Below are 20,902 nucleotides of genomic sequence, written 5' to 3' on the forward strand. Positions count from 1 at the left end.
GCGCTAGAACATAGTTCCAGACTTCAGGCAGGGGCGGATGACCAAGTTCGACGAGGCCACGCAGGCCATCCGGGTCGACGAGAACACCTACGACGTGTGCCTTGACCCCGGCTACTCGATCGGCGGCCCGCTCAACGGCGGCTACCTCATGGCGGTGGTGCTGCGGGCGGTGGTGGACGACTCGCCGTTCGAGCACCCGGTGAGCACCACCTCGCAGTTCCACAAGGCGCCCGCCCCCGGTCCCGCGCAGGTGCGCGTCGAGCGGCTCAAGGCCGGCCGGACCGCCGCCTTCACCCGCGCCACGCTCGTCCAGGACGGTGTCGCGCAGATCGAGAGCCTGGTCACCACGGCGACGCTGCACGGCGCCGAACCGGTCTACGCCGACCCGCCCGGACACCGCATGCCCCCCGCCGAGCAGTGCGTCAAGCTCCCCGACCCCAAGCCCGAGTCCGGCATGACGCTGAACGCCCAGATGGAGCTCCTGTTCGACCCGCCCACGATCGGCTGGCTCGGCGGCGAGCCCACCGGCAGACCCGAGGCGCGCGCCTACTTCCGGATGACCGAGCCGCAGGACCCCGACCCGTTCGTGCTGGCCCTGGCCATCGACGCGCTGCCGCCCGTGGTCTTCTCCGCCGGGATGCGCGGCTGGGCGCCGACCGTCGACCTCACCTGGCACCTGCGCGCGCTGCCCGCCCCCGGTCCCCTCACCCTGATCGGCAGCGGCCGCCTCATCGCCGACGGCTGGTTCGACGAGGACGTCGAGGCATGGGACGCGACCGGCCGGCTCGTCGCCCAGTCACGCCAGCTCGCGCGGGTGGGACGTGGGTGACACACGCGGTGTGAGCATTCTTACGCAGTGAAGACGGCGCAGGTCGCCTACCCTCTGAAGGGTGCCTGAAGCGAGCATCGGGATCTTCGACAGTGGGGTGGGCGGCCTGACGGTCGCACGAGCGATCATCGATCAGCTGCCCCACGAGTCCATCACCTACGTCGCCGACACGGCTCGTCAGCCATACGGGCCCAGGCGCATCGCCGAAGTGCGCGCCTACGCGCTGGAAGTGATGGACCACCTCGTCGAGCACGACGTCAAGATGCTCGTGATCGCGTGCAACAGCGCCAGTGCCGCCGTGCTGCGTGACGCCCGCGAACGCTACGACGTGCCCGTCGTCGAGGTGATCCAGCCCGCCACCCGGCGGGCCGTGCGGGCCACCCGCACCGGCAGGGTCGGTGTGATCGCCACCCAGGCCACGATCGAGTCGATGGCCTACCACGACGCCTTCACCGCGGCACCGGACGTGCTCCTCACCGGCGTGGCCGCCCCACGCCTGGTGGAGTACGTCGAGCGGGGCGAGACGGCCAGCGAGGAGCTGATCGAGGTCGTACGCCGCTACCTGGAGCCCATCCAGGCCGCCGGCTGCGACACGCTCATCCTCGGCTGCACCCACTATCCCCTGCTCACCGGCGCCATCTCCTATGTCGCCGGCGACGGGGTGACGCTGGTGTCCAGCGCCGACGAGACGGCCAAGGACGTCTACCGCATTCTGCATGACCGCGACCTGGCGGTCGGAGGCGACGCCACCCCCCGGCACCGCTTCCGCGCCACCGGCGACTCCCTGCTCTTCGCCCGGCTCGGGCGCCGCTTCCTGGGCCCGGAGATCGATGCGGTCGAAGTCGCACCAGTGGGGGATACCACCTACAAGGGAGGCCCTTATGAAGGTGACCATCATCGGCTGCTCGGGGAGCTTCCCCGGGCCTGAGAGCCCCGCGTCCTGCTACCTCGTGGAGGCCGAGGGCTTCAGGCTGCTGCTCGACTTCGGCAGCGGGTCGCTGGGAGTGTTGCAGCGCCACATCGGCCTCTACGACATCGACGCGATCTGCCTGACCCACCTGCACGCCGATCACTGTCTCGACCTGTGCGCCTATCACGTCGCCCGCACCTACGGCCCCGCCGCGCCCTACCCCCGCGTGCCCGTGTACGCGCCGGCGGACGCCCCGAGGCGGCTGGCCGCGGCGTACGGCATGCCGGAGGAGCCCGGCCTGGAGACCGCCTTCGCCTTCACCGGGCTGGCGCCGGGCACCTTCGAGGTCGGCCCGTTCACGGTGACCGCCGCCTTGGTCAACCACCCCGTCGAGGCGTACGGCTTCCGCGTCGAGCACGCGGGCCGCAGCGTCGCCTACTCGGGTGACACCGGCGAGTCCAACGACCTGGTCAAACTGGCGGCGGACGTCGACATGCTGCTGTGCGAGGCGTCCCTGGTCGACAAGCCCGACCTGCCCGTCAACCTGCACCTGTCCGGCCGCCAGGCCGCCGAACACGCCGCCCAGGCAGGCGCGGGACGGCTCGTGCTGACCCACCTCGTCCCCTGGAACGACCCGGCCACCGTCATGGCGGACGCCTGCCGAGGCGGCTTCGACGGGCCGGTCGAGCTGGCGTACAGCGGCGCGGTCTACGAGCTGACCTGACGGGCCGGACAGTCGGATCACGGAGATAGGGTGATGCGCATGTCACGACAGGATGGCCGCAACGCCGACCAGCTTCGCCCCATCACCATCACCCGGCAGTGGCTCGCGCATGCCGAAGGCTCGGTGTTGGTGGAATTCGGTGGCACCCGGGTGCTCTGCGCCGCCTCCGTCCAGGACAGCGTGCCGCGCTGGCGCAGGGGCAGCGGCCAGGGCTGGGTGACGGCCGAGTACGCCATGCTGCCGCGCGCCACCAACACGCGCAACGACCGCGAGTCCGTGCGCGGCAAGATCGGCGGCCGCACGCACGAGATCTCCCGGCTGATCGGCCGCTCGCTGCGCGCCTGCGTCGACTACAAGGCGCTCGGCGAGAACTCCATCGTGCTCGACTGCGACGTCCTGCAGGCCGACGGCGGCACCCGTACCGCCGCCATCACCGGCGCCTACGTCGCGCTCGCCGACGCCGTCGCGTGGATGCGCGAGCGCAAGATGTGCCCCGGCGACCCGCTCATCGGCTCGGTGGCCGCGGTCTCCGTGGGCGTGGTCGGCGCGGTGCCGATGCTCGACCTCTGCTATGTCGAGGACGTGGCGGCCGAGACCGACATGAACGTGGTCATGACCGGCGACGGCAGCTTCGTCGAGGTGCAGGGCACCGCCGAGGGCACGCCGTTCGACCGCGCGGTCCTCAACCAGCTCCTCGACCTCGCCGTGGCGGGATGCGAGGAGCTGACGCTCATCCAGCAGGAAGCGCTGGGCGCATGAGGATCGTGCTCGCCACCCGCAATCCCGGCAAGATCGCGGAGCTGCGCCGTATCCTGAGCGGCTTCGACATCGTCGGGCTGGAGGAGTTTCCCGAGATCGGCGACGTCGCCGAGACCGGCGTCACCTTCGAGGAAAACGCTCTGCTCAAGGCGCACGCGGTGGCTCAGCAGTCGGGGCTGCCGGCGGTGGCCGACGATTCGGGGCTCTGCGTGGACGTGCTGGGCGGCATGCCGGGCGTGTTCTCCGCCCGCTGGTCCGGGCGGCACGGCGACGACCAGGCCAACCTGGACCTGCTGCTCGCCCAGGTGTCCGACGTGCCCGCCGACAAGCTGACCGCGCACTTCGCCTGCGCCGCCGCGCTGGCGCTGCCGTCCGGCGAGTTCCGGGTGGTCGAAGGCGCGCTGCCCGGACACCTGATCTCCACGCCGCGGGGCGTCAACGGGTTCGGCTACGACCCGATCTTCGTGCCCGACGGTGACAGCCGCACCACGGCGGAGCTGTCGCCGCAGGAGAAGGACGCCATCAGCCACCGCGGCCGCGCCTTCAACGCCCTGGCGCCGATCGTGCGTGAGCTGCTTTCTTCGTAACCAACGCGTAAGAACACCCGCGCCCGGGGCGGCGTAGCGTCAGCATTGTGCAGAGCAATGAGAACGTCCCCGCCTGGGCGGGCGCGCTGGCGGGAATCGTCACCGGGGGCGTCGCCCTCGGTGTGGCGCAGTTGGTGGCGGGGCTGGTGAGGCCCGCGGCCTTCCCTGTCCTGGCCGTGGGCGACGCGGTGGTGGACCTCTCGCCCGCGCCGCTGAAGGACTTCGCCATCCGGGCCTTCGGGGAGAACGACAAGACCGTCCTCGTCGGTGGCGTCATCGTGCTGCTCGCGCTCGCCGCCGCCGTCATCGGGGTGCTGTCCAGGCGCAGGATCTGGTACGGGCTGGTGGGGTTGGCCGGGTTCGCGGTGCTGGGGGTGCTGGCCGTACTGACCAGGCCCGACGCGCAGGTGGCCGACGTGCTGCCCACCGTGGTCGGAGTCGGGGTGGGGGCCTGGGCGCTCATCTGGCTGATGAGGCGAGCCGGCGCCGGGGCGGTGGCCTTGCCGTCGCGTGCGCGTGCCGGGGCGTCGGCGTCGCGCGCCGCGTCCACCGAGGGGGGCGAGCGCACCGCGCCCGCCGAGCGGGCCGCACCCGCCGTGTCGGCCGAGAGTGCCGAACGGGCGGAGTCCGCTGAGCGAGCCGAGTCCGCCGAGCGAGCCGAGTCCGGCGCGCCCGCTGAGGGGGCCGGGGCCGCCGCGTTCACCGAGCGGGATGAGCCTGAGCGGCCGGCGGTCATGCGGGCGGGCCGGGAGCTGTACGTGTTCGACAGGCGGCGGCTGATCACCGGGCTCGCCGGTGGCGTCGTGGTCGCGGGGGCCACGACGGTGCTGGGCCGGGCGCTCGCCGGGCGGCAGGCCGTGGACGCTGCCAGGGTCGGTGTGGCACTGCCCGCGGCTGCCCGCCCGCTGCCCGCGCTGCCGCCCGGCGTGGACTTCAAGCTCAACGGCTTGTCATCCTTTGTCACGAAAAATTCGGAGTTCTACCGGGTCGACACCGCGCTCATCGTGCCCCAGGTGGACCCGCGGACCTGGACGCTGCGCATCCACGGCCTGGTGGACCGACCCATCGAGATCACGTACGACGACCTGCTCAAGCGTCCCCTCACCGAGGCCGACGTCACCCTCGCCTGCGTCTCCAACGAGGTCGGCGGACCGTACGTGGGCAACGCCCGCTGGCTCGGTGTCCGCATGGCCGACGTGCTGCGCGAGGTCGGTGTCCGGTCCGACGCCGACATGCTCCTGTCCACCTCCGACGACGGCTTCACCTGCGGCACCCCGCTGGACGTCGTCATGGACGGCCGCGACGCCCTGTTCGCCATGGCGATGAACGGCGAACCGCTCCCCGTCGACCACGGCTTCCCCGTGCGCCAGGTGGTGCCCGGCCTGTACGGATACGTCTCGGCGACCAAGTGGGTCGTGGACATCAAGGTCACCAGGTTCGACGCCGACGAGGCCTACTGGACGCCGCGCGGCTGGGCCGCCAAAGGCCCCATCAAGACCCAGTCCCGCATCGACCTGCCCAAGCCTGGAGCCAAGGTGACCGCCGGCCGCACCACGATCGCCGGCGTCGCCTGGGCCCAGCACACCGGCCTGTCCGCCGTCGAGGTCCGCGTCGACCGGGGCGAGTGGCGGCAGGCGAAGCTGGCCCAGGTGCCGGGGCCGGACACCTGGCGGCAGTGGGCGCTCGACTGGGACGCCACGCCAGGCGACCACACCATCGAGGTACGCGCCACGGACGCGGCCGGCCGCACCCAGCCGGCGGAACAGACGTCGGTCGCCCCGGACGGCGCGACTGGCTGGCACACCGTCACCGTGCACGTCTCCTGACGTCCTTGCCCGCCGTTCTCCGCGTTTGTGCTGGTACGGGCGTCAGTACTGGCCGAAAATCTTCCTGACTCCGCCTCTTCCTCGTGGTGGCCGCCCCTACGATCGGTCGTCGAGTATGACAGGAGGCAGGACGTGTTTCGCGACCGAAAGTCCAGCGTCCGGTGGGTCCTTCCCGAGGGGCAGTACAACCCCGTGGTCGCTGACGGGGTCAGATGGCTCGACTACGAGCACGCCGCGGCCCCCGACCCACCCGACTCCACACCCACCGGCTCGACCCATACTGGTCCGACCGACTCCATCCGTACCGGTCTGACCCCATCCATCCGCCCGAACCCACCGACCGCCCAGCACGGCTTGGGCGGTCCCCGACCACGCGACCACCCCCAAACCGACCCGCCATCAAACCGCCACCGCGCCAACGCCCAGTCCTCCAACGGCGACCAGCCGAACGGCGGCCAGCGCCCCAACACCGAGGCTTTCAACGGCGAGCAGCCGTACGGCCAGCGCGCCAACGCCCAGGCTTTCAACAGCGAGCAGCCGTACGGCCAGCGCGCCAACGCCCAGGCTTTCAACGGCGACCAGCCGTACGGCCAGCGCGCCAACGCCCAGCACTCAGGTAGGCACGCCCCACAAGGGCAAGCACCGGGAGGGCAAGCCGCCGGGAGGCAAGTCCCCGGCGGGCCAGGGTCGGCGGACCGGGGCGAGCAGAGCCCAGAACAGGGACCGTATAAGCCGGAGTCGGCAGGGCAATGGCGAGGCGGCCTGGCCCCGAGCGGTCAGGCCCCCGACTCGCGACCCCAGGACGACCGCCTTCCAGGCGGCTCGTTCCTCGATGGCCGCCTTCCTGACGGTCAACTGCTCCACGGCCATGACCGCAACGGCGCCGGACCGGACCCCTCACCGCTAGGACAAGCGGGCCATGGTTCGACCTCGTATCCCACGATTCCGGATACGGCCGGGTCCCGGGGTTCGGGGGCTCGCGATCAGGCAACACCTGACCCAGTCCGGCCATCGGGGGATCCCGCATCATCGCCTGCCGCGCAGCAGACCGCTAAGCCGTCGGCCATGCCCGCGTGCCTGCCCCCATGGCCCATCCCGAGCGCATCCCAGGATTCCGCCGACGCTCAACAGCGCGACAATGCTCCCCAGAACGGCAGTTCTCAGCAGCACACAATGCCCCCATCGGGGTCCGCACAGCAGTACATAAGGTCGCAGGAGTCTGCGAGCCCGCAGGAATACACAAGACAGCAAGAGCCTGGGTCCGCGCAGGAGTACCCAACACCGCAGGGGCTCGGGTCCGCGCAGCAGTACGCGAGCCCGCAGGAGCACCCAAGACCGCAGGGATCCGGGTCTGCGCAGGACTCTGCAAGGCCTCGGCGGTCTGGGAGCCCGCAGGAGTACTTGCAGGAGTCCGGGTCCGGGCAGGACTCCGCAAGATCTCGGCGGTCTGGGAGCCCGCAGGAGTACTTGCAGGAGTCCGGGTCCGGGCGGGAGTACTTGAGCCCGCAGGGGTTCGGGTCCGGGCAGGACTCCGCAAGATCTCGGCGGTCTGGGAGCCCGCAGGAGTACTTGCAGGAGTCCGGGTCCGGGCGGGAGTACTTGAGCCCGCAGGGGTTCGGGTCCGGGCAGGACTTCGCAAGGCCGCAGCGGTCCGGGAGCCCGCAGGAGTCCGGGTTGGCACAGGACCATGGGGGCCCGCAGAAGTCCGGGCTCCCGCAGCGGCACACGAGTCACCAAGACTGTGGGGTCCCGGAGCAAGTCGTGACCGCGAACGGATCTTGGCCAGCCGAGGCCGTACCTCCGACGCATGGCTCAGCCCGCGAATACCCACACACGGACAGTTCGCATAAAACCGCAACGTCGGGCGACATGTTCCGTGAGAGCACCACATCGGGGGAAATGTCGGGGGAGGCCAGGACGCCAGGGCATTCGCCGTTCGGCGACATGACGGCAGCGCCCGACGCCGCGACGGGCTCGACACCCGGCGCTCCTCGTCAGGCCGGAGCTCCGACTCAAAGCGTCGCTCCAAGCTTCGGCGATGCTCCCACTACCGGAAGCGATGTTCACAGAGGCGCTGCCGTACTGGGGAGTGTCGATAACCAGCGGAACCTTCTGGGGAGTAACGCCGCTGCGCATACCCGAGCCTTCGCCAGGGGTGGATATGCGCAACTAGCCTCCCCGGCTCCGGCTGGCAACACCCTTCAAGGCAACTCGTCGGGGCTGGCTGGCAACACCTCTCAGGGCAGCTCCCCGGTTTCGGCTGGCAACACCTCTCAGGGCGCCTCGTCGGGTCCGGATGGCAACTCCCTTCAGGGCAATTGGTCGGGTCCGGCCGGTAACGCTCCTCAGGGCAACTGGTCCGCTCAGGGTGCAAACGCTCCTCAATGCAGTTGGTCTGCTCAGATTGCCAACTTGCCTCAAGGGGGTTCGTCCGATCGAGGTGGTCCGGCCGCCCAGGCTGGAAACACCTCTCAGGGCGGCTCGTCTGATCAGGGGGGCTCCTCTGCTCGGGCCAGCAGTCCCTCTTCGCTCGGCCCATCGGCCCCAGAGGGTCCGTCTGCTCAGGCTGGGTCGCTCGCTCAGGACGGTGATCCCGGTTGGGGCGGTGTACCCGCTCGGGGCGACGCGTCAGTTCGAGGGTTCGGGGCCGGCCGAGCCGGTACGTCTGCCGACGGACGGTCGTCGGCTGGGGCGGCCGGCGGGTCGGGCGGGACGATGGCTGGGGCCGCCGGCGGGTTGGCCGGGATGGCGGAGCGGTCGGCCGGCGGGTTGGGCGGGATGGCCGAGGGGGCGGTCGGTTCGTCGGCTCGTCATGCGCCTGCTCTGGATGACGTGCCGGGGTCGGTGATGCGACCTTCCGCCCAGGGCACTGGGACGGCCGAGGGGGCGGTCGGTTCGTCGGGTCGTCATGCGCCTGCTCTGGATGACGTGCCGGGGACGGTGATGCGACCTTCCGCCCAGGGCGCTGGGACGGCCGACGTCTCCGGCGGTGGCCGTCGGGACCCCGGGGCCTCCCCGGACTCCTTGTCCTCCTTGGGGGTGCAGGCTGACGCTGGGTGCCGGGTCGTGAGTGGGTTGGGCGGGGGTGGTGCAGCGGTCCTGGGAGGTCGGGGGAGAAGGAGTGGCACCGCTGACTACGACTGGTTCGACTGGCCGCATCGCCCGCCCAAGCTTGCCGACAGCAGGCCGTACAGTGTGCCGGGTGGGCTGGTTGTGCCGGACCCGCAGGTGGAGCGGGACCTGGCGGCGGCTGTTACGCCGGGGGCCAGGTTCCCTGATCCGCGCGGTACGTGGGTGCGGCTGATCAATGGTGGTGGGCCGACGGACGATCCGTTCAGGGCCTCGAACGCCGCCGACTGCGCGCTGGCCGTGCTGTCCACCTGGCATGGCGAGCCGGCGGCGTCCGCGCCGAGGATGCCCGAGTACGACAAGATCGGCAGGCCGCTGCTCACCGGGGAGGCCGGGAGCGCGGCGCGGATGGAACGCTGGGTGGGGCAGCGCTTCCAGCACGCGGGCCAGGGACGGCACGCGTACCCGATGGTGGCGCGGCGGCTGCGGGAGGCGGGGCACGGGGCCAGCGCGGTCATCGTGGTGCGCTGGCCCGGCGGCGGGACGCACGCGTGGAACGCCGTCAACTCCCATGGCGAGGTGATCTGGATAGACGCACAACGCGGTCACATGGCGGTCGAACCGCCCTACACCACGGTGACCGGGGTGTTCTGTGTCATTCTCGACAGGCAGGGGCAGCCGCGATGAACCTGGACCAGGCCAGGGCACTGGCGGAGGAATACTTCAACGGTGTACGGCCGGCGGACGCGACGTACTCGGTGGGGATTTATGGGTTCGATGAGGGATATGTCGCCTGGGTTCGCGACCTGGAGCCCGACGACCCGGTGCGCCTGCCGGACGCGGTGGGGGGCGGCTGCATCGTGATCGACGGCAGCACGGGCGAGGTCGCGGCCCGCCCCCTGCTGGACCCCGAAACGGTGGCCGAACTATGGCCCGGCCACCGCCCCCGCTGACCGAGACCGCTGTACGGCCCAGCCCGCTGGATCGACGCCCGTCGCCAGGCCCTCCGCCCGGCCATTCTCGCCCGGGCCTTTCGCCCAGGTGTTTCGTCCAGGCGTCTCGCCCGGGCCTTTCGCCCAGGCGTCTCGTCCAGGCGTCTCGTCCAGGTGTCTCGCCCAGGCGTCTTGCCCTGGCTTGTCGCCCAGGCCGGGAGGGTGCTGGGAATCGTGCAGGCCGGGCGTTGCCCCCGTGGACGCCCGGCCTTGGCGAGTGCCGCAGGGCTTAGAGCCCTGTGGCGACACATCCCTCTCTATCCGGATTCATCGCCATAAATCCGGAATCGACCGAAATGGTGCCGGCCAATCTCACCCGGCGGCCAGCGAGCCCACGATCGACGCCCGGGCGGCCCGCCGGGAGGGCAGGATCGCGGCCAGCACCCCGGCCACGCCCGAGAGCACCACGAACACCCCGATCTGCCCGGCGGACACTGAAAAGACCGCTCCGTCCAGCAACGCCCGCGAGGCCGCCCACCCGAACGACACCCCGAGCACCACCCCGACCAGCGCCCCGATCAGCCCGAGCACCAGTGCCTCGACCGACAGCATCCGCCGCAACTGCGGCTTCGTCAGCCCGAGCGCCCGGAGCAACGCCGATTCCCTGGTCCGTTCGTACACCGACAAGGACAGGGTGTTCGCGATGCCGAGCAGGGAGATCAGAATGGCCAGCCCGAGCAGGCCCGCAATGATCATTAACAGCATGTCGAGCGTCTCATCGAACTGCCCGCGCACCTCGGTCGAGCTCTGCACCTGGACCGTCGGATACGCGGCGGTCGCCGCGTCTACCACGGCGCGCGCCCGCTCGGGCGACACCCCCTCGTCGATGTTCAGCAGCACCCGGCTGTCGTCGACCTCGCCGAAGGCCGCCTCGAACTGCGGCTCGGCCATCGTGAGCGACGGCAGCGGCGACTCCTCGTCGACGAGGGCCACCACCGTGAGCGGGACCGTCCCGGCCTTCTCGGTCCGGACGGACACCGTGTCGCCGACCTTGACGCCGAGGTCCGTGGCCGCGTGTTCGGCGAGGATCGCCTGGCCGGCCCCGAAGCCTCGCGCGGAGCCCGCCGTGACCTTCGGCTCGATCGGCCCGTTGTACGTGCCGACCTGGGTCCTGACGTCACCGACCGCCGCCCGGGTGTCGCGGATCCGCAGCACCGCCGCCAGCTCCGGCTTGCCGTGCAGCTCCTCGCCGATCACCCGGGGAATGCCGGCGTCCCGCTCCTGGGTGACGAGCTGGTAGTCGATCGGGAACTGCTCGTCGAGCTTGATCGTCACCGTCGCCCGGGTGGACGCCGTGACCACCGAGATCAGCGTCATGAGCGTCACGCCGATGGTCAGCGCCACCGTCGTGGTCGCGGCCCGCTTGGGGTTGCGCCCGGAGTTGTCCACGGCCAGCCGGCCCGGCACCCCGAACAGCTTCGCCGGGATCCAGCCGATCAGCGCGCTCAACGGCCTGACCAGCACCGGTCCGAGGATCAGCACCCCGAGGAAGGCCAGCGCGCCGCCCGCCATCACCACCAGCAACGTGGCATCTTGTCCGGGAGGCAGCACCAGCGCGCCGACGCCGGCCGCACCGAGCCCCGCGAGCAGGAACAGCGAGGCGAGGACGACGCGCAGCGCCCCGGTCCGGAACGTCTGCTCCTCGACCTGCGTGCGCAGCGCGGCGATCGGCGCGACCCGAGTGGCCGTGCGGGCCGGCAGCACCGCCGCCCCCACGGTGACCACGAGGCCGAGCACCAGGCCGATCGCGATCGTGGCGGGCGTGAGCGTGACCGTCGCGCCGGTCGGCAGCGGCGCGTCGAACGCGGCGAGCACCGCCAGCGTGAGCACGCTCAGGCCGGAGCCGGCGGCCAGGCCGAGCACCGAGGCGACCAGCCCGACCACCGCCGACTCGATCAGGACCGAGCCGAACACCTGGCCGCGCGTGGCGCCGATGCACCGCAGCAACGCCATCTCCCTGGTGCGCTGCGCGACGAGAATGTTGAAGGTGTTGTAGATGACCAGCGTGGCCACCAGCATCGCCACCAGCCCGAACATCAGCAGGCCGATGGTGAGCGTCTCCATTTCGAGCCCGGCCTGCTCAGCCAGGTCGGCAGCGAGCTCCGTGCCGGTCTTGACCACGTGCGCGCCGCCGACGGTGGCCGCGACGGCCGCCTTCAGCCGCGCCGGATCGGCCCCCGCGACGTCGATCTCCCGGAACCCCGTCGCGCCGGTCATCCGCTGCGCCGTCGCCATGGTGAACCCCACCACGCCGGTGTAGGACAGCTGTTGATCCAGTCCGGGATCGAGCGTGCCGACGAGCCTGAAGGTGTGCTTGCGCTGCTTGGCGTCCAGCACCGTGATCGTGTCGCCGAGCCGGAACCCCTGGGCCTTGGCGGTGTTCTTGTCGAGCACGGCCGCCTGGTCGTCGGATCCGGGGCCGGTGCCGGTGAGGATCGTGGTGCGGTCCAGCGCTCCCGGCACGATCGAGACGGCCGTGGTCGGCATGTCGCCGGCCGTCTTGCCGTCCTTGCCCAGCAGCGGCGCGCTCCCGCGCAGCAGCCCCTGCGCCTCCCGCACCCCCGCGACGCCGCGCACCCGTTCCAGTGTCTCCCGCGCGATCGTCTTGTCAGACCCACCAGGGAGTACGGCCACCGCCACCTTCTCGGCGTCGGCCGTGACGCGCTGGCCGAACCCTGCCTGGATGGTGTCGTTCAGCACGAACGTGCCCGCGATGAACGCCACCCCCAGCACGATCGCCAGTGAAGTGAGCAGCAGGCGCAGCTTGTGCGCGCGCAGCCCGGCCCAGGCCGTCTTCAGCACCTCAGGCCTCCAGCTTCATCAGCGTGTCGAGCACGGACTGCGGCGAGGGCGAGGTGATGTCGGTGACCAGCGCGCCGTCTCGCAGGAACACCACCCGGTCGGCGTAGGACGCGGCCATCGGGTCGTGCGTGACCATGACGATGGTCTGGCCCAGCTCCCGCACCGACGTGCGCAGGAACGACAGCACCTCCGCGCCGCTGCGCGAGTCGAGGTTGCCGGTCGGCTCGTCGGCGAAGATCACCTGCGGCTTGCTGATCAGCGCCCTGGCCACGGCCACGCGCTGCTGCTGGCCACCGGACAGCTCGGCGGGCCGGTGGGCCAGCCGGTCACGCAGCCCGACGGTGTCGATCACCCGGTCGAACAGCACCTGGTCGGCCTGGCGAGCCGCGATCTCCAGCGGCAGGCGGATGTTCTGCTCGGCGGTCAGCGTGTGCAGCAGGTTGAACGCCTGGAAGATGAAGCCGATCCGCTCACGGCGCAGCAGGGTGAGCTGCTTGTCGCCGAGCCCGGTCAGCTCCACGTCACCGATGTGCACCGTGCCGGAGGTGGCGGTGTCGAGTCCGGCCAGGCAGTGCATCAGCGTCGACTTGCCCGAGCCGGAAGGGCCCATGATCGCGGTGAAGGCGCCGGTGGCGAAGGCCACGTCCACCTCGCGCAGGGCGTGCACCTGCGCGTCGCCGTGGCCGTACACCTTGGTCAGGGCCTCGGCCAGCACGGCGGGAGGGGCCTGTCGCCAGGTTTCGGTGAGAGTCACGTTCGCTCCTTGTCGTCCTTGAACGCGACTCACGCTATGGCCGGAAATTTCGGGACTTATGGGCCTTGAGGAGGGACTTTGAGTAGGCCGTCAGCTGACCCATGTCAGCCGTTCGGCCGATGCGACGGCACGATCAGCCCCGCCTCGTAGGCGAACACCACCACCTGTGCCCGGTCCCTGACCCTCAGCTTGGCCAGCACCCGGCCCAGATGCGTCTTCACCGTCGCCTCCGCCACCGCCAGCTCGGCCGCGATCTCCAGATTGGAGCGGCCCCGCGCCACCATGAGCAGCACCTCCCGCTCCCGCGGCGTCAGCTCCGCGGTCGAGGCCGGCGCCTCCGACGGCAGGTAGGTGGCGAACCTGTCGAGCATCCGCTTCAGCGTGGTCGGCGCCACCACGGCGTCACCGGCGTGCACCGACCGGATGGCGCTCACCAGCTCGGCGGGCGGCACGTCCTTGAGCAGGAACGCGGAGGCCCCCGCCTTGATCGAGGCGAAGGCGTACTCGTCCAGGTCGAACGTGGTCAGGATCAGCACCTTCGGCCCGGTGATGTGCCTGGTCGCCTCCACGCCGTCCATCCCCGGCATCCGCACGTCCATGAGGACCACGTCCACCTCGACGTCCTTCAGCACCTCGATCGCCTGCAGCCCGTCCCCCGCCTCGGCCACCACCTCGATGTCGGGTTGGGCGCCCAGCACCATCCTGAACCCGGCCCGCAGCAACTCCTGGTCATCGACGAGCATCACGCGTATCACCGGCCGCTCCTCCCTGGCTCTCAGGCGGCCCTGGCCTCGGGCACCGGCAGTCTCGCCAGCACCTCGAACCCGCCGCCGGCCAGCGGCCCGGCCGTGACCGCTCCGCCGTACATGGTGACTCTCTCCCGCATCCCGACCAGCCCGTGCCCGCCGGACGCCGGCGCCGCAGCGGCGCCGCGCCCGTCGTCGGTCACCCGCACGACCAGCTCGAACATGGAGTAGCGGAGCTCGACCAGCGCCCGCACCCCCGGGCCGCCGTGCTTGAGCGCGTTCGTCAGCGCCTCCTGGACGATCCGGTAGACGGCGAGCTGCTTGCCCTCGGGCAACTCGGCCGGCGTGCCCACGACCTCAAGCCCTGCCGGCACGCCCGCGCCCCGCACCAACTCCGCCAACTGCGCGAGTCCCGGTTGCGGGGTGTAGTCGGTGCTCTCGCCCTCCCGCAGCACCCCGACCAGCCGGCGCATCTCGGCGAGCGCCTCACGCCCGGTCTTGGAGATGGTGCGTACGGCCAGCCGCGCCTGCTCGGGGTCGCCGTCGATGGCGTAGCCGGCGCCGTCGGCCTGCACCACCATCACGCTGACATTGTGCGCCACCACGTCATGCAGCTCCCTGGCGATCCTGGCGCGCTCGGCGGCGGCCGCCATCCTGGCCTGCTGGTCGCGCTCGAACTCGGCGCGCCGCGCCCGCTCCTCCAGACTCTCCAGATAGCGCCTGCGCGTGTTGGCGTAGAGGCCGGTCAGCCAGACCGTCACCACGAAGATCGAACCACTGAAGAACATGCCGGGCGTGGGCGTGTCCCACTGCACCAGGGCCAGGAACACCCCCAGCTCGCCCACCAGCATGGCGGCCAGCGCCCAGCGGAACGAGGCACGGTAGGCCACCGACCACAGCGCCACCAGCACCGCTGCATTGGCGGGCAGCACCTGAGCCTCCGCCAGCCACTGACCGAAGCTGATCAGCGAGACCACCGCGAACACGGCCGGCGGACTCCGCCGCGACAGCAACGGCAGCAGCAACGCCAGGCTGAGACCCAGATAGACTGGCACGTTGAGCGGCGGACGGCCCGTCGGCGACGCGCTCATGTATGCCACCAGCGGCAACAGGCACAGCAGAGCCAGAGGGACTCCCCGCAGGGCGTCCATCAGCTTCCTATGGCGCGTGGACCACGCGCGTACCCTGCCGAACACACCATCACGATACGTAGAGATGGGCGGATGCTGATCGGCCCTGAGGCTGATTTTTGGCGTACGACCCAGGTCTTACGCGGGTCTTACGGGTGGTAGGCCAATCTTGTACCTGGGTGCGCTCTTCGGGGCGAGTAAAGGGAGATCGTGATGGCGGATCATGATCGTGATGACGGGTCGCGCGGCGAGACGCCGCGCGACCCGATTCACGAAGAGGGTGCCGCGCAGGCGCCGCAGGCCGCGTTCGACGACACACAGATCTCACCCGACCCGGCCCACGACGTCTTCCCCACTGGCACGGACCGCCCCACGCCGGGCGGCGACCCGGCGGATGAACCAACGGTGATCAGCCACGCGGCGAGTGGTGGCGCGGCGAGCGGTTCGCCACAGGGTGACGCCGCACCGGGCGGGCCTACGGCGAGTGGCACCACGCCGGGAGGTGCGGCGGCGAGCGGTGCAACACAGGGTGACGCGGCGCCGGGTAATTCTACGGCGAGTGGTCCCACGCAGGGCGGTGGGGCGTCGGGTGGGCCTACGGTGAGTGGCCATGCGATGGGTGGTTCCACGGCGGCCGGGCATGGAACCGGTGGGTTCCCGCCCGGTGGGCATGCGGCGGGTGGGCCGGGTGGTCCTGTGCCGGGTGGGCATGCGGCGGGTGGGCCGGGTGGTCCTGTGCCGGGTGGTTCCACGGGACCCGGGTGGGCGGGGACGCGGCCGCCGGAGGCTGGTTCCTGGCGGGACTTCGCACGCCAGAAGCCGACCCAGATCATCGGCGCCGGCCTGATCGGCCTCATCCTCGGCTGCCTGATCGGCGGCACCGCCGTACTCCTGATCGGTGGCATCACCTCCCGCGCCTCCTACGGCGACTGGGAACGGCCGGGCATGGAACGTCACCACGGCCGTCTCCAGCCCGACTACCGCGCCCCCCGCTACCCGGACTGCCGCCCCGTCCCCGGCGGCATCTACTGCCGCCAACCGGCGCCGTACCCGATGCCCTTCCCCAGCGACGGCTCGTCGATCAGTCCTCCCAGGCCGGCGCCCACCCTCCCCAGCCCGGTCCCGACCCTCCCCAGCCCGCTCCCCACCCGCACGGGCTAAGGTTTCCCCGCAAGGCGAACGAACGTGACGCCAGCAGTCGAAACCAGGGGATCGCATGCCAGAGACGCATAACGGCGACATCGTGGCTCTTGTGCCGCAGAAGCGCGGGCTCGCCGCCCTGTCCGCCGTGCCCGGCGTCCGTCCCGTCCTCTACGACGTCACGGCTCCGCTGCCCGCGGAAGCCTCGGGCGCCGAAGTCATGGTCGTCCCCTCGCGCCCCCTGGACCGCGTACTCGCCCTGGTACGGGAGCTCCCCTCCCTTCGCCTGGTCCAGACTCTCAGCGCGGGCACCGAACAGCTGACCGGACGCCTGCCCGGCCAGGTCGCCCTCTCCAGCGCCCGGGGCGCGCACGGCGTCGCGGTGGCGGAGTGGACGGTCGCCACCCTCCTCGCCGTCTACCGCGGCCTCCCGACGTACGTGACCAACCAGGCGGAAGCCCGCTGGCAGCCACGCTCGACCGAGACCCTGTTCGGCAAGAAGATCCTCATCCTCGGCGCCGGCGACCTCGGCACCCAGCTTCGCACCCGCCTGGAGCCCTTCGGCGTCGAGATCACCATGGTCGCCCGCCGCGCCCGCCACGGCATTCACGCCATGGACGACCTCCCGCGCCTGCTGCCCGCCCACGACGTGGTGGCCCTCATGCTCCCGCTGACCGACGACACCCGCCGCCTGGCCGGCCAGGACTTCCTGAGCAGGATGCGAGACGGCGCCATCCTCGTCAACGCGGCCCGCGGCGGCGTCGTCGACACCGAGGCCCTGCTCGCCGAGACCCGGTCGGGCCGCCTGCGTGCCATCCTCGACGTCACCGACCCCGAGCCCCTGCCCGCGGAGCACCCGCTGTGGCACACACCGGGCGTCCTGATCACCCCGCACGTGGCGGGCAACGTCCCCGAGGCCGACGAGCGCGCCTGGAAGGTGGCGGCCACCCAGATCGGCCAGTTCGCCAGAGGCGAGCAACCGGCCAATCTAGTTATTTAACTATTTTTCCACCCTTAAGGATCCGCGCCGAATCCCGCCGCCGGGAGATGTCGGTCGCGTTCCCTAGGGTGCTCGCTATGTCGTACGGCGATATCACCCCCGAGGAGCTGGCCCGATGCGTGCGGCGGGCGCGCTCGACGGTGGAAGTCCTGTCATTGCTGGGAATCAACAACTCGGGTGGCCGCCGCGCCGGAATGCGGCGAAAAATAGATGAGCTGGGTCTCGACACGGCTCATTTCCGGCGCACCTCCCGAATAAAGTACACCTCGGATCTCCTGTCGGCGGCGGTGGCCGCGTCGACAAGTGTCAATGGTGTTCTCGATCACCTGAAGATACGGCGGAGCGGCGGCGCGCATTCGCACATCAGCAGACGCATCAAGGCCGAGGGCATCGACACGTCGCACTTCTCGCACGAGCCAGAAAATCAGCACGTCCGCGGCGAGCTGTTCGAACGCGCCGTTCTCGAAGAGGCCGCGTCCGGCGCCAAGAGCATGCGTGACATCCTGCGCCGACTCGGCTTGACCGAGTGCGGGAGGGTTCGCGAGGACGTACGCCACCAGCTGCGCGTTCACGGCATCGCGGAACCGGCTGGTTTCCAGCGGATCCACCTGGATCCGGAGGCTGTCAGGGCCGCCGTCGCCGCGTCATGCTCGGTGGCGGACACGATGCGTCGCCTCAGATTGCCCGTCAACGAGACGAATCGCAGGCGCGTGCTCCGTTGTGTCGCGCGCTGTGAGATCGACACCTCCCATTTCGGGCGCGAGCTCACGAGCTCCCTGATGACAAGCCCTCAGAGTGATCCGGCGAAACTCCTGGTGCGGCGTCCTCCCGGATTCGGCCGCACGCGGGGAGCCCTGCTTCGCCGCCTTCTCGGCCGCCTCGGGATCCCTGCGATCTGTGTGAAGTGCCGGGTCGGAGAGACGTGGCAGGACGCGCCACTGACACTGCACGTGGACCATATCAATGGCGACCCACTCGATAACCGGCCGGAGAACCTGAGGTTGTTGTGCCCGAACTGCCATTCGCAGACCCCGACATACGCCGGGCGGAACCGTCGCGCCTCGACTCGGTAGATGTGCGGGCGGGGGGACTCGAACCCCCACAGTGTCTCCACCAACAGGACCTAAACCTGCCGCGTATGCCATTTCGCCACGCCCGCGTAGTCCCCGCCGAGGGGGCCTCAAATAGTTTAGCGCTCCGATTGTGCGGCGCTACCAGTATTGCGGGCCCGGCGGGCGGGCCCGCAGCCGGGGATCAGGCCAGGCCGAGCTTCTTCTTCAGGCCGGCCACGTGTCCGGTGGCCTTCACGTTGTAGAGGGCCTGCTCGATCTTGCCGTCGGCGTCGATGACGAAGGTGCTGCGGATGACGCCCACGACTTCCTTGCCGTAGAGCTTTTTGGTGCCGTACGCGCCGTATGCCTGGTGAATTGCCAGCTCGGGGTCCGACAGCAGCGGAAAGGTCAGCGCGTCGTGTTCGGCGAACTTGGCGAGCTTGGCCGGCTTGTCCTTCGACACGCCGAGGACGACGAAGCCTTCGGCGGTGAGCTGACCGAGGTTGTCACGGAAGTCACAGGCCTGCTTGGTGCAACCAGGGGTCATCGCGGCGGGGTAGAAATAGAGGATCACCCGCTTGCCGCGGTAGGAGTCGAGGGAGACCTCGCCGCCGTCCGCGGTGGGCAGGGTGAAGTCGGGTGCGGCGTCGCCGGGCGCCAGCTTGGTGTCGGTCATAGGTCCTCCAGTGTTCTTCCAGGAAAACCTACCTGGCCGCCTGCGGTGCCGTACGGCGTGCCGACCTGACAGACTGATCACGACAACAGCGGGCAGTGCCCGCATGACGGCGCGGGCACGACCAGCAGCGCGGTCGAAAGGAGAGTCATGGCTGACACCGATCCCGACGAGCTGGAGCGGCGGATCGCGCGGACGCGAGCTGAGTTGGCGCAGACGGTGGACGCCATCGCCGACCGGGTGAGCCCCAAGCGCGTGGCCGAGCGTACGGTGGCGGATGTGCGGTCCCGGGCCGGGACTCTGGCGACCTCGGTGAGCGACGCCCTGGGGATGAGGTCACGGCCGGTGGAGTTCGGCGACGACCCGGAGCGGCTGTGGGACGAGGAGCCGCCCAACCTGGCGCCGGTGCTGATCGGCCTGGGGGCCGTGCTGGTGGTGGGCGCGGCCATCGTGCTGTGGCGCCGCCGCCGCCGTTAAGAGCTGTTCGTCGCATCAGGTGCGGAGCCAGATGGCTGGACGCCGTTGTGACAGAGCCGTGGTGAGTCGTGACAGAGCCGTGGTGCGTACGCCGTGGCGGCGGGGCCTGCCGTCAGAGGAAGGTTCTGGATTCGCCTCTGTAGGTGGGGACGGAGTCCGTGACGGTGCCGGACTCCACGAGGTGGAGGGTGTCGAAGCGTTCGCACAGCTCACCCGCCTTGGCGTGCCGGAACCAGACCCGGTCGCCGATCCGGAGGTCTTCGGCCGTCCGGCCGAGCAGGGGGGTCTGCACCTCGCCCGCGCCCTCGTCCGGCGCGTACCGCAGGCCGGCGGGCAGGTAGGGCTGGGGGAGCCGGCTGGGTCCCGCGGCTCCGGAGGCGAGGTAGCCGCCGCCGAGGACGGTGACCGCGCCGGGGGAGGGGCGGCGGACCACCGGCAGGGCGAACAGGGCGGCGGGCCGGCCGGTGAAGCGGCTGTAGAAGTCGAACAGGCGCGGGTGGAAGAGTCCTGATCCGGCGGCGACCTCGGTGACGGCCTTCTCGCGTACGGTGCGTTCGATGGAGCCGGTGCCGCCGCCGTTGACGAACTCGAGGTCGGCGACCTGGCGGACGGCGTTGACGATGCGGCCGCGCCGCACCATGAGCTCCCTGGCCGACAGGGCCTGCATGAGCCTGATCACGCGGGCGCGGGCGGCGCCGGTGCGGGGGGCGTCGCCGACTCCGGCGATCTGCGCTTCGTAGGCCAGGAGTCCGACGAGACGATACCCGGGGCGTTTGGCGATGTCGGCGGCCAGGGCGGCGGCCTGGTCGGCGTCGCGAAGGGGAGACCGAAGCGCCCCCGCCCGAAATTTCCCACCAAAGGCGACAAATCCGGCGTCGATGTCGATACATAGGCGGATTTCGTGGTGGGGATGGACCTCGGCCACGGCATGCTCCATGAACGCCAGCTGCTCCGTGGAGTCCACCGTCAGCGTGATCCGCCCGGCGGCCTCGGCGTTGCCCGCCAGCGCGGCCAGGGCCTCGCGGTCGGCCGTCGGATAGGCCACCAGGATGTCGCCGAACCCCCGCTCGGCCAGCCAGAGCGCCTCCGGCAGGGTGAAGGCCATCAGCCCCTGGAAGCCGTCCAGGGCCAGCACGCGCTCCAGCAGGGGCCGCGACCGGATCGACTTGGTGGCCACCCGGATCGGCTTGCCGGCCGCACGTCGTACCAGGGCGGCGGCGTTGGCGTGAAAGGCCTCCAGATCGAGGATGGCGAACGGCGGCTCGAGAGCCGCGGTCGCCCTGTCGTAGCGCTGGCGGTCGTCCATGCGAGCAGCGTAACGACATATCGGACAGATGAATATGAGGAGCATTCATATTGATCAAGCGACCCGTAATGATCCAGTAAACGGGCGGCGAGGGGGCGGTCGAGTCGCCGCCGGATCCGTGTACCC

General features: G+C 70.6%; 19 protein-coding genes and 1 tRNA gene. 12 read left to right on the forward strand and 8 right to left on the reverse strand.

What is annotated here, in order from left to right:
* The first annotated feature begins 37 nt into the window (after positions 1–37).
* From OHA68_RS22830 to OHA68_RS22855, 6 genes are all read left to right on the forward strand, one after another.
* Positions 38–829, forward strand: coding sequence for a thioesterase family protein (locus tag OHA68_RS22830; RefSeq protein WP_189138392.1), 792 nt, complete (start codon positions 38–40; stop codon positions 827–829).
* 61 nt (positions 830–890) lie between these two features.
* Positions 891–1,757 (forward strand): glutamate racemase, encoded by an 867-nt coding sequence (gene murI / locus OHA68_RS22835; RefSeq protein WP_327102076.1) that lies wholly within the window; start codon positions 891–893, stop codon positions 1,755–1,757.
* Positions 1,711–2,463: an MBL fold metallo-hydrolase gene (locus OHA68_RS22840; protein ID WP_327102077.1), complete on the forward strand. Its 753-nt coding sequence runs from the start codon at positions 1,711–1,713 to the stop codon at positions 2,461–2,463. The genes murI and OHA68_RS22840 overlap by 47 nt, the downstream gene beginning before the upstream one ends.
* A 39-nt stretch (positions 2,464–2,502) precedes the next feature.
* Positions 2,503–3,222 (forward strand): ribonuclease PH, encoded by a 720-nt coding sequence (gene rph, locus OHA68_RS22845; RefSeq protein ID WP_189138389.1) that lies wholly within the window; start codon positions 2,503–2,505, stop codon positions 3,220–3,222.
* Complete coding sequence (gene rdgB / locus OHA68_RS22850) at positions 3,219–3,809, forward strand: RdgB/HAM1 family non-canonical purine NTP pyrophosphatase (RefSeq protein ID WP_327102078.1); 591 nt, start codon at positions 3,219–3,221, stop codon at positions 3,807–3,809. Before rph ends, rdgB begins: the two co-directional genes overlap by 4 nt.
* A gap of 47 nt (positions 3,810–3,856) precedes the next feature.
* Entirely contained in the window at positions 3,857–5,635 is a 1,779-nt protein-coding gene (locus OHA68_RS22855; RefSeq protein ID WP_327102079.1) for a molybdopterin-dependent oxidoreductase, read from the forward strand.
* Positions 5,636–6,034: 399 nt separating this feature from the next.
* Here the strand turns inward: OHA68_RS22855 and OHA68_RS22860 are convergent, their stop codons facing one another.
* Positions 6,035–6,247, reverse strand: coding sequence for a hypothetical protein (locus OHA68_RS22860; RefSeq protein WP_327102080.1), 213 nt, complete (start codon positions 6,245–6,247; stop codon positions 6,035–6,037).
* Between the two features lie 2,601 nt (positions 6,248–8,848).
* On the opposite strand from OHA68_RS22860, the gene OHA68_RS22865 reads away from it, so the two are divergent.
* Positions 8,849–9,391 carry a toxin glutamine deamidase domain-containing protein gene (locus OHA68_RS22865; protein ID WP_225276920.1) on the forward strand — a complete coding sequence of 181 codons (543 nt, stop codon included), beginning with the start codon at positions 8,849–8,851 and terminating at the stop codon, positions 9,389–9,391.
* On the forward strand, positions 9,388–9,657 hold the full coding sequence (locus tag OHA68_RS22870) for a hypothetical protein (RefSeq protein ID WP_189138386.1): 270 nt from the start codon (positions 9,388–9,390) through the stop codon (positions 9,655–9,657). The genes OHA68_RS22865 and OHA68_RS22870 overlap by 4 nt, the downstream gene beginning before the upstream one ends.
* Before the next feature lie 351 nt (positions 9,658–10,008).
* On the opposite strand, the gene OHA68_RS22875 is transcribed toward OHA68_RS22870, so the two are convergent.
* From OHA68_RS22875 to OHA68_RS22890, 4 genes are all read right to left on the reverse strand, one after another.
* Positions 10,009–12,498 carry an ABC transporter permease gene (locus OHA68_RS22875; protein WP_327102081.1) on the reverse strand — a complete coding sequence of 830 codons (2,490 nt, stop codon included), beginning with the start codon at positions 12,496–12,498 and terminating at the stop codon, positions 10,009–10,011.
* A 1-nt stretch (position 12,499) separates the two neighbouring features.
* Positions 12,500–13,252 carry an ABC transporter ATP-binding protein gene (locus OHA68_RS22880; RefSeq protein WP_327102082.1) on the reverse strand — a complete coding sequence of 251 codons (753 nt, stop codon included), beginning with the start codon at positions 13,250–13,252 and terminating at the stop codon, positions 12,500–12,502.
* A gap of 104 nt (positions 13,253–13,356) precedes the next feature.
* On the reverse strand, positions 13,357–14,007 hold the full coding sequence (locus tag OHA68_RS22885) for a response regulator transcription factor (protein ID WP_327102083.1): 651 nt from the start codon (positions 14,005–14,007) through the stop codon (positions 13,357–13,359).
* A gap of 20 nt (positions 14,008–14,027) precedes the next feature.
* Complete coding sequence (locus OHA68_RS22890; RefSeq protein WP_456094109.1) at positions 14,028–15,194, reverse strand: sensor histidine kinase; 1,167 nt, start codon at positions 15,192–15,194, stop codon at positions 14,028–14,030.
* Positions 15,195–15,863: 669 nt separating this feature from the next.
* Here OHA68_RS22890 and OHA68_RS22895 point away from each other — a divergent pair.
* The 3 genes from OHA68_RS22895 to OHA68_RS22905 all read left to right on the forward strand — a co-directional run bounded on the left by OHA68_RS22895 (position 15,864) and on the right by OHA68_RS22905 (position 18,341).
* Positions 15,864–16,289 carry a hypothetical protein gene (locus tag OHA68_RS22895; protein ID WP_327102085.1) on the forward strand — a complete coding sequence of 142 codons (426 nt, stop codon included), beginning with the start codon at positions 15,864–15,866 and terminating at the stop codon, positions 16,287–16,289.
* Between the two features lie 55 nt (positions 16,290–16,344).
* Positions 16,345–17,268, forward strand: a complete 924-nt coding sequence (locus tag OHA68_RS22900; protein WP_327102086.1) for a 2-hydroxyacid dehydrogenase — start codon at positions 16,345–16,347, stop codon at positions 17,266–17,268.
* 77 nt (positions 17,269–17,345) lie between these two features.
* Positions 17,346–18,341, forward strand: a complete 996-nt coding sequence (locus OHA68_RS22905) for an HNH endonuclease (protein ID WP_327102087.1) — start codon at positions 17,346–17,348, stop codon at positions 18,339–18,341.
* Positions 18,342–18,344: 3 nt separating this feature from the next.
* Here the strand turns inward: OHA68_RS22905 and OHA68_RS22910 are convergent.
* Positions 18,345–18,427: transfer RNA gene (locus OHA68_RS22910), tRNA-Leu, on the reverse strand.
* Positions 18,428–18,522: 95 nt separating this feature from the next.
* Positions 18,523–18,996 (reverse strand): thioredoxin-dependent thiol peroxidase, encoded by a 474-nt coding sequence (gene bcp, locus OHA68_RS22915; RefSeq protein WP_327102088.1) that lies wholly within the window; start codon positions 18,994–18,996, stop codon positions 18,523–18,525.
* A 147-nt stretch (positions 18,997–19,143) separates the two neighbouring features.
* On the opposite strand from bcp, the gene OHA68_RS22920 reads away from it, so the two are divergent.
* Positions 19,144–19,470 (forward strand): DUF3618 domain-containing protein, encoded by a 327-nt coding sequence (locus tag OHA68_RS22920; RefSeq protein WP_189138380.1) that lies wholly within the window; start codon positions 19,144–19,146, stop codon positions 19,468–19,470.
* Positions 19,471–19,582: 112 nt separating this feature from the next.
* Here OHA68_RS22920 and OHA68_RS22925 read toward each other — a convergent pair whose 3' ends face one another.
* Positions 19,583–20,776, reverse strand: a complete 1,194-nt coding sequence (locus OHA68_RS22925) for an amino acid deaminase/aldolase (protein WP_327102089.1) — start codon at positions 20,774–20,776, stop codon at positions 19,583–19,585.
* Between the last annotated feature and the right edge of the window lie 126 nt (positions 20,777–20,902).

Source organism: Nonomuraea glycinis, from assembly GCF_035920485.1.
Classification (GTDB): domain Bacteria; phylum Actinomycetota; class Actinomycetes; order Streptosporangiales; family Streptosporangiaceae; genus Nonomuraea; species Nonomuraea glycinis.

What these genes read in the sequence shown, in the direction of transcription:
- OHA68_RS22830 (WP_189138392.1), top strand. Translation starts at nt 38, where the DNA reads ATGACCAAGTTCGACGAGGCCACGCAGGCCATCCGGGTCGACGAGAAC.
- OHA68_RS22840 (WP_327102077.1), top strand. Translation starts at nt 1,711, where the DNA reads ATGAAGGTGACCATCATCGGCTGCTCGGGGAGCTTCCCCGGGCCTGAG.
- rph (WP_189138389.1), top strand. Translation starts at nt 2,503, where the DNA reads ATGTCACGACAGGATGGCCGCAACGCCGACCAGCTTCGCCCCATCACC.
- rdgB (WP_327102078.1), top strand. Translation starts at nt 3,219, where the DNA reads ATGAGGATCGTGCTCGCCACCCGCAATCCCGGCAAGATCGCGGAGCTG.
- OHA68_RS22870 (WP_189138386.1), top strand. Translation starts at nt 9,388, where the DNA reads ATGAACCTGGACCAGGCCAGGGCACTGGCGGAGGAATACTTCAACGGT.
- OHA68_RS22900 (WP_327102086.1), top strand. Translation starts at nt 16,345, where the DNA reads ATGCCAGAGACGCATAACGGCGACATCGTGGCTCTTGTGCCGCAGAAG.
- OHA68_RS22905 (WP_327102087.1), top strand. Translation starts at nt 17,346, where the DNA reads ATGTCGTACGGCGATATCACCCCCGAGGAGCTGGCCCGATGCGTGCGG.
- bcp (WP_327102088.1), bottom strand. Translation starts at nt 18,996, where the DNA reads ATGACCGACACCAAGCTGGCGCCCGGCGACGCCGCACCCGACTTCACC.
- OHA68_RS22920 (WP_189138380.1), top strand. Translation starts at nt 19,144, where the DNA reads ATGGCTGACACCGATCCCGACGAGCTGGAGCGGCGGATCGCGCGGACG.
- OHA68_RS22925 (WP_327102089.1), bottom strand. Translation starts at nt 20,776, where the DNA reads ATGGACGACCGCCAGCGCTACGACAGGGCGACCGCGGCTCTCGAGCCG.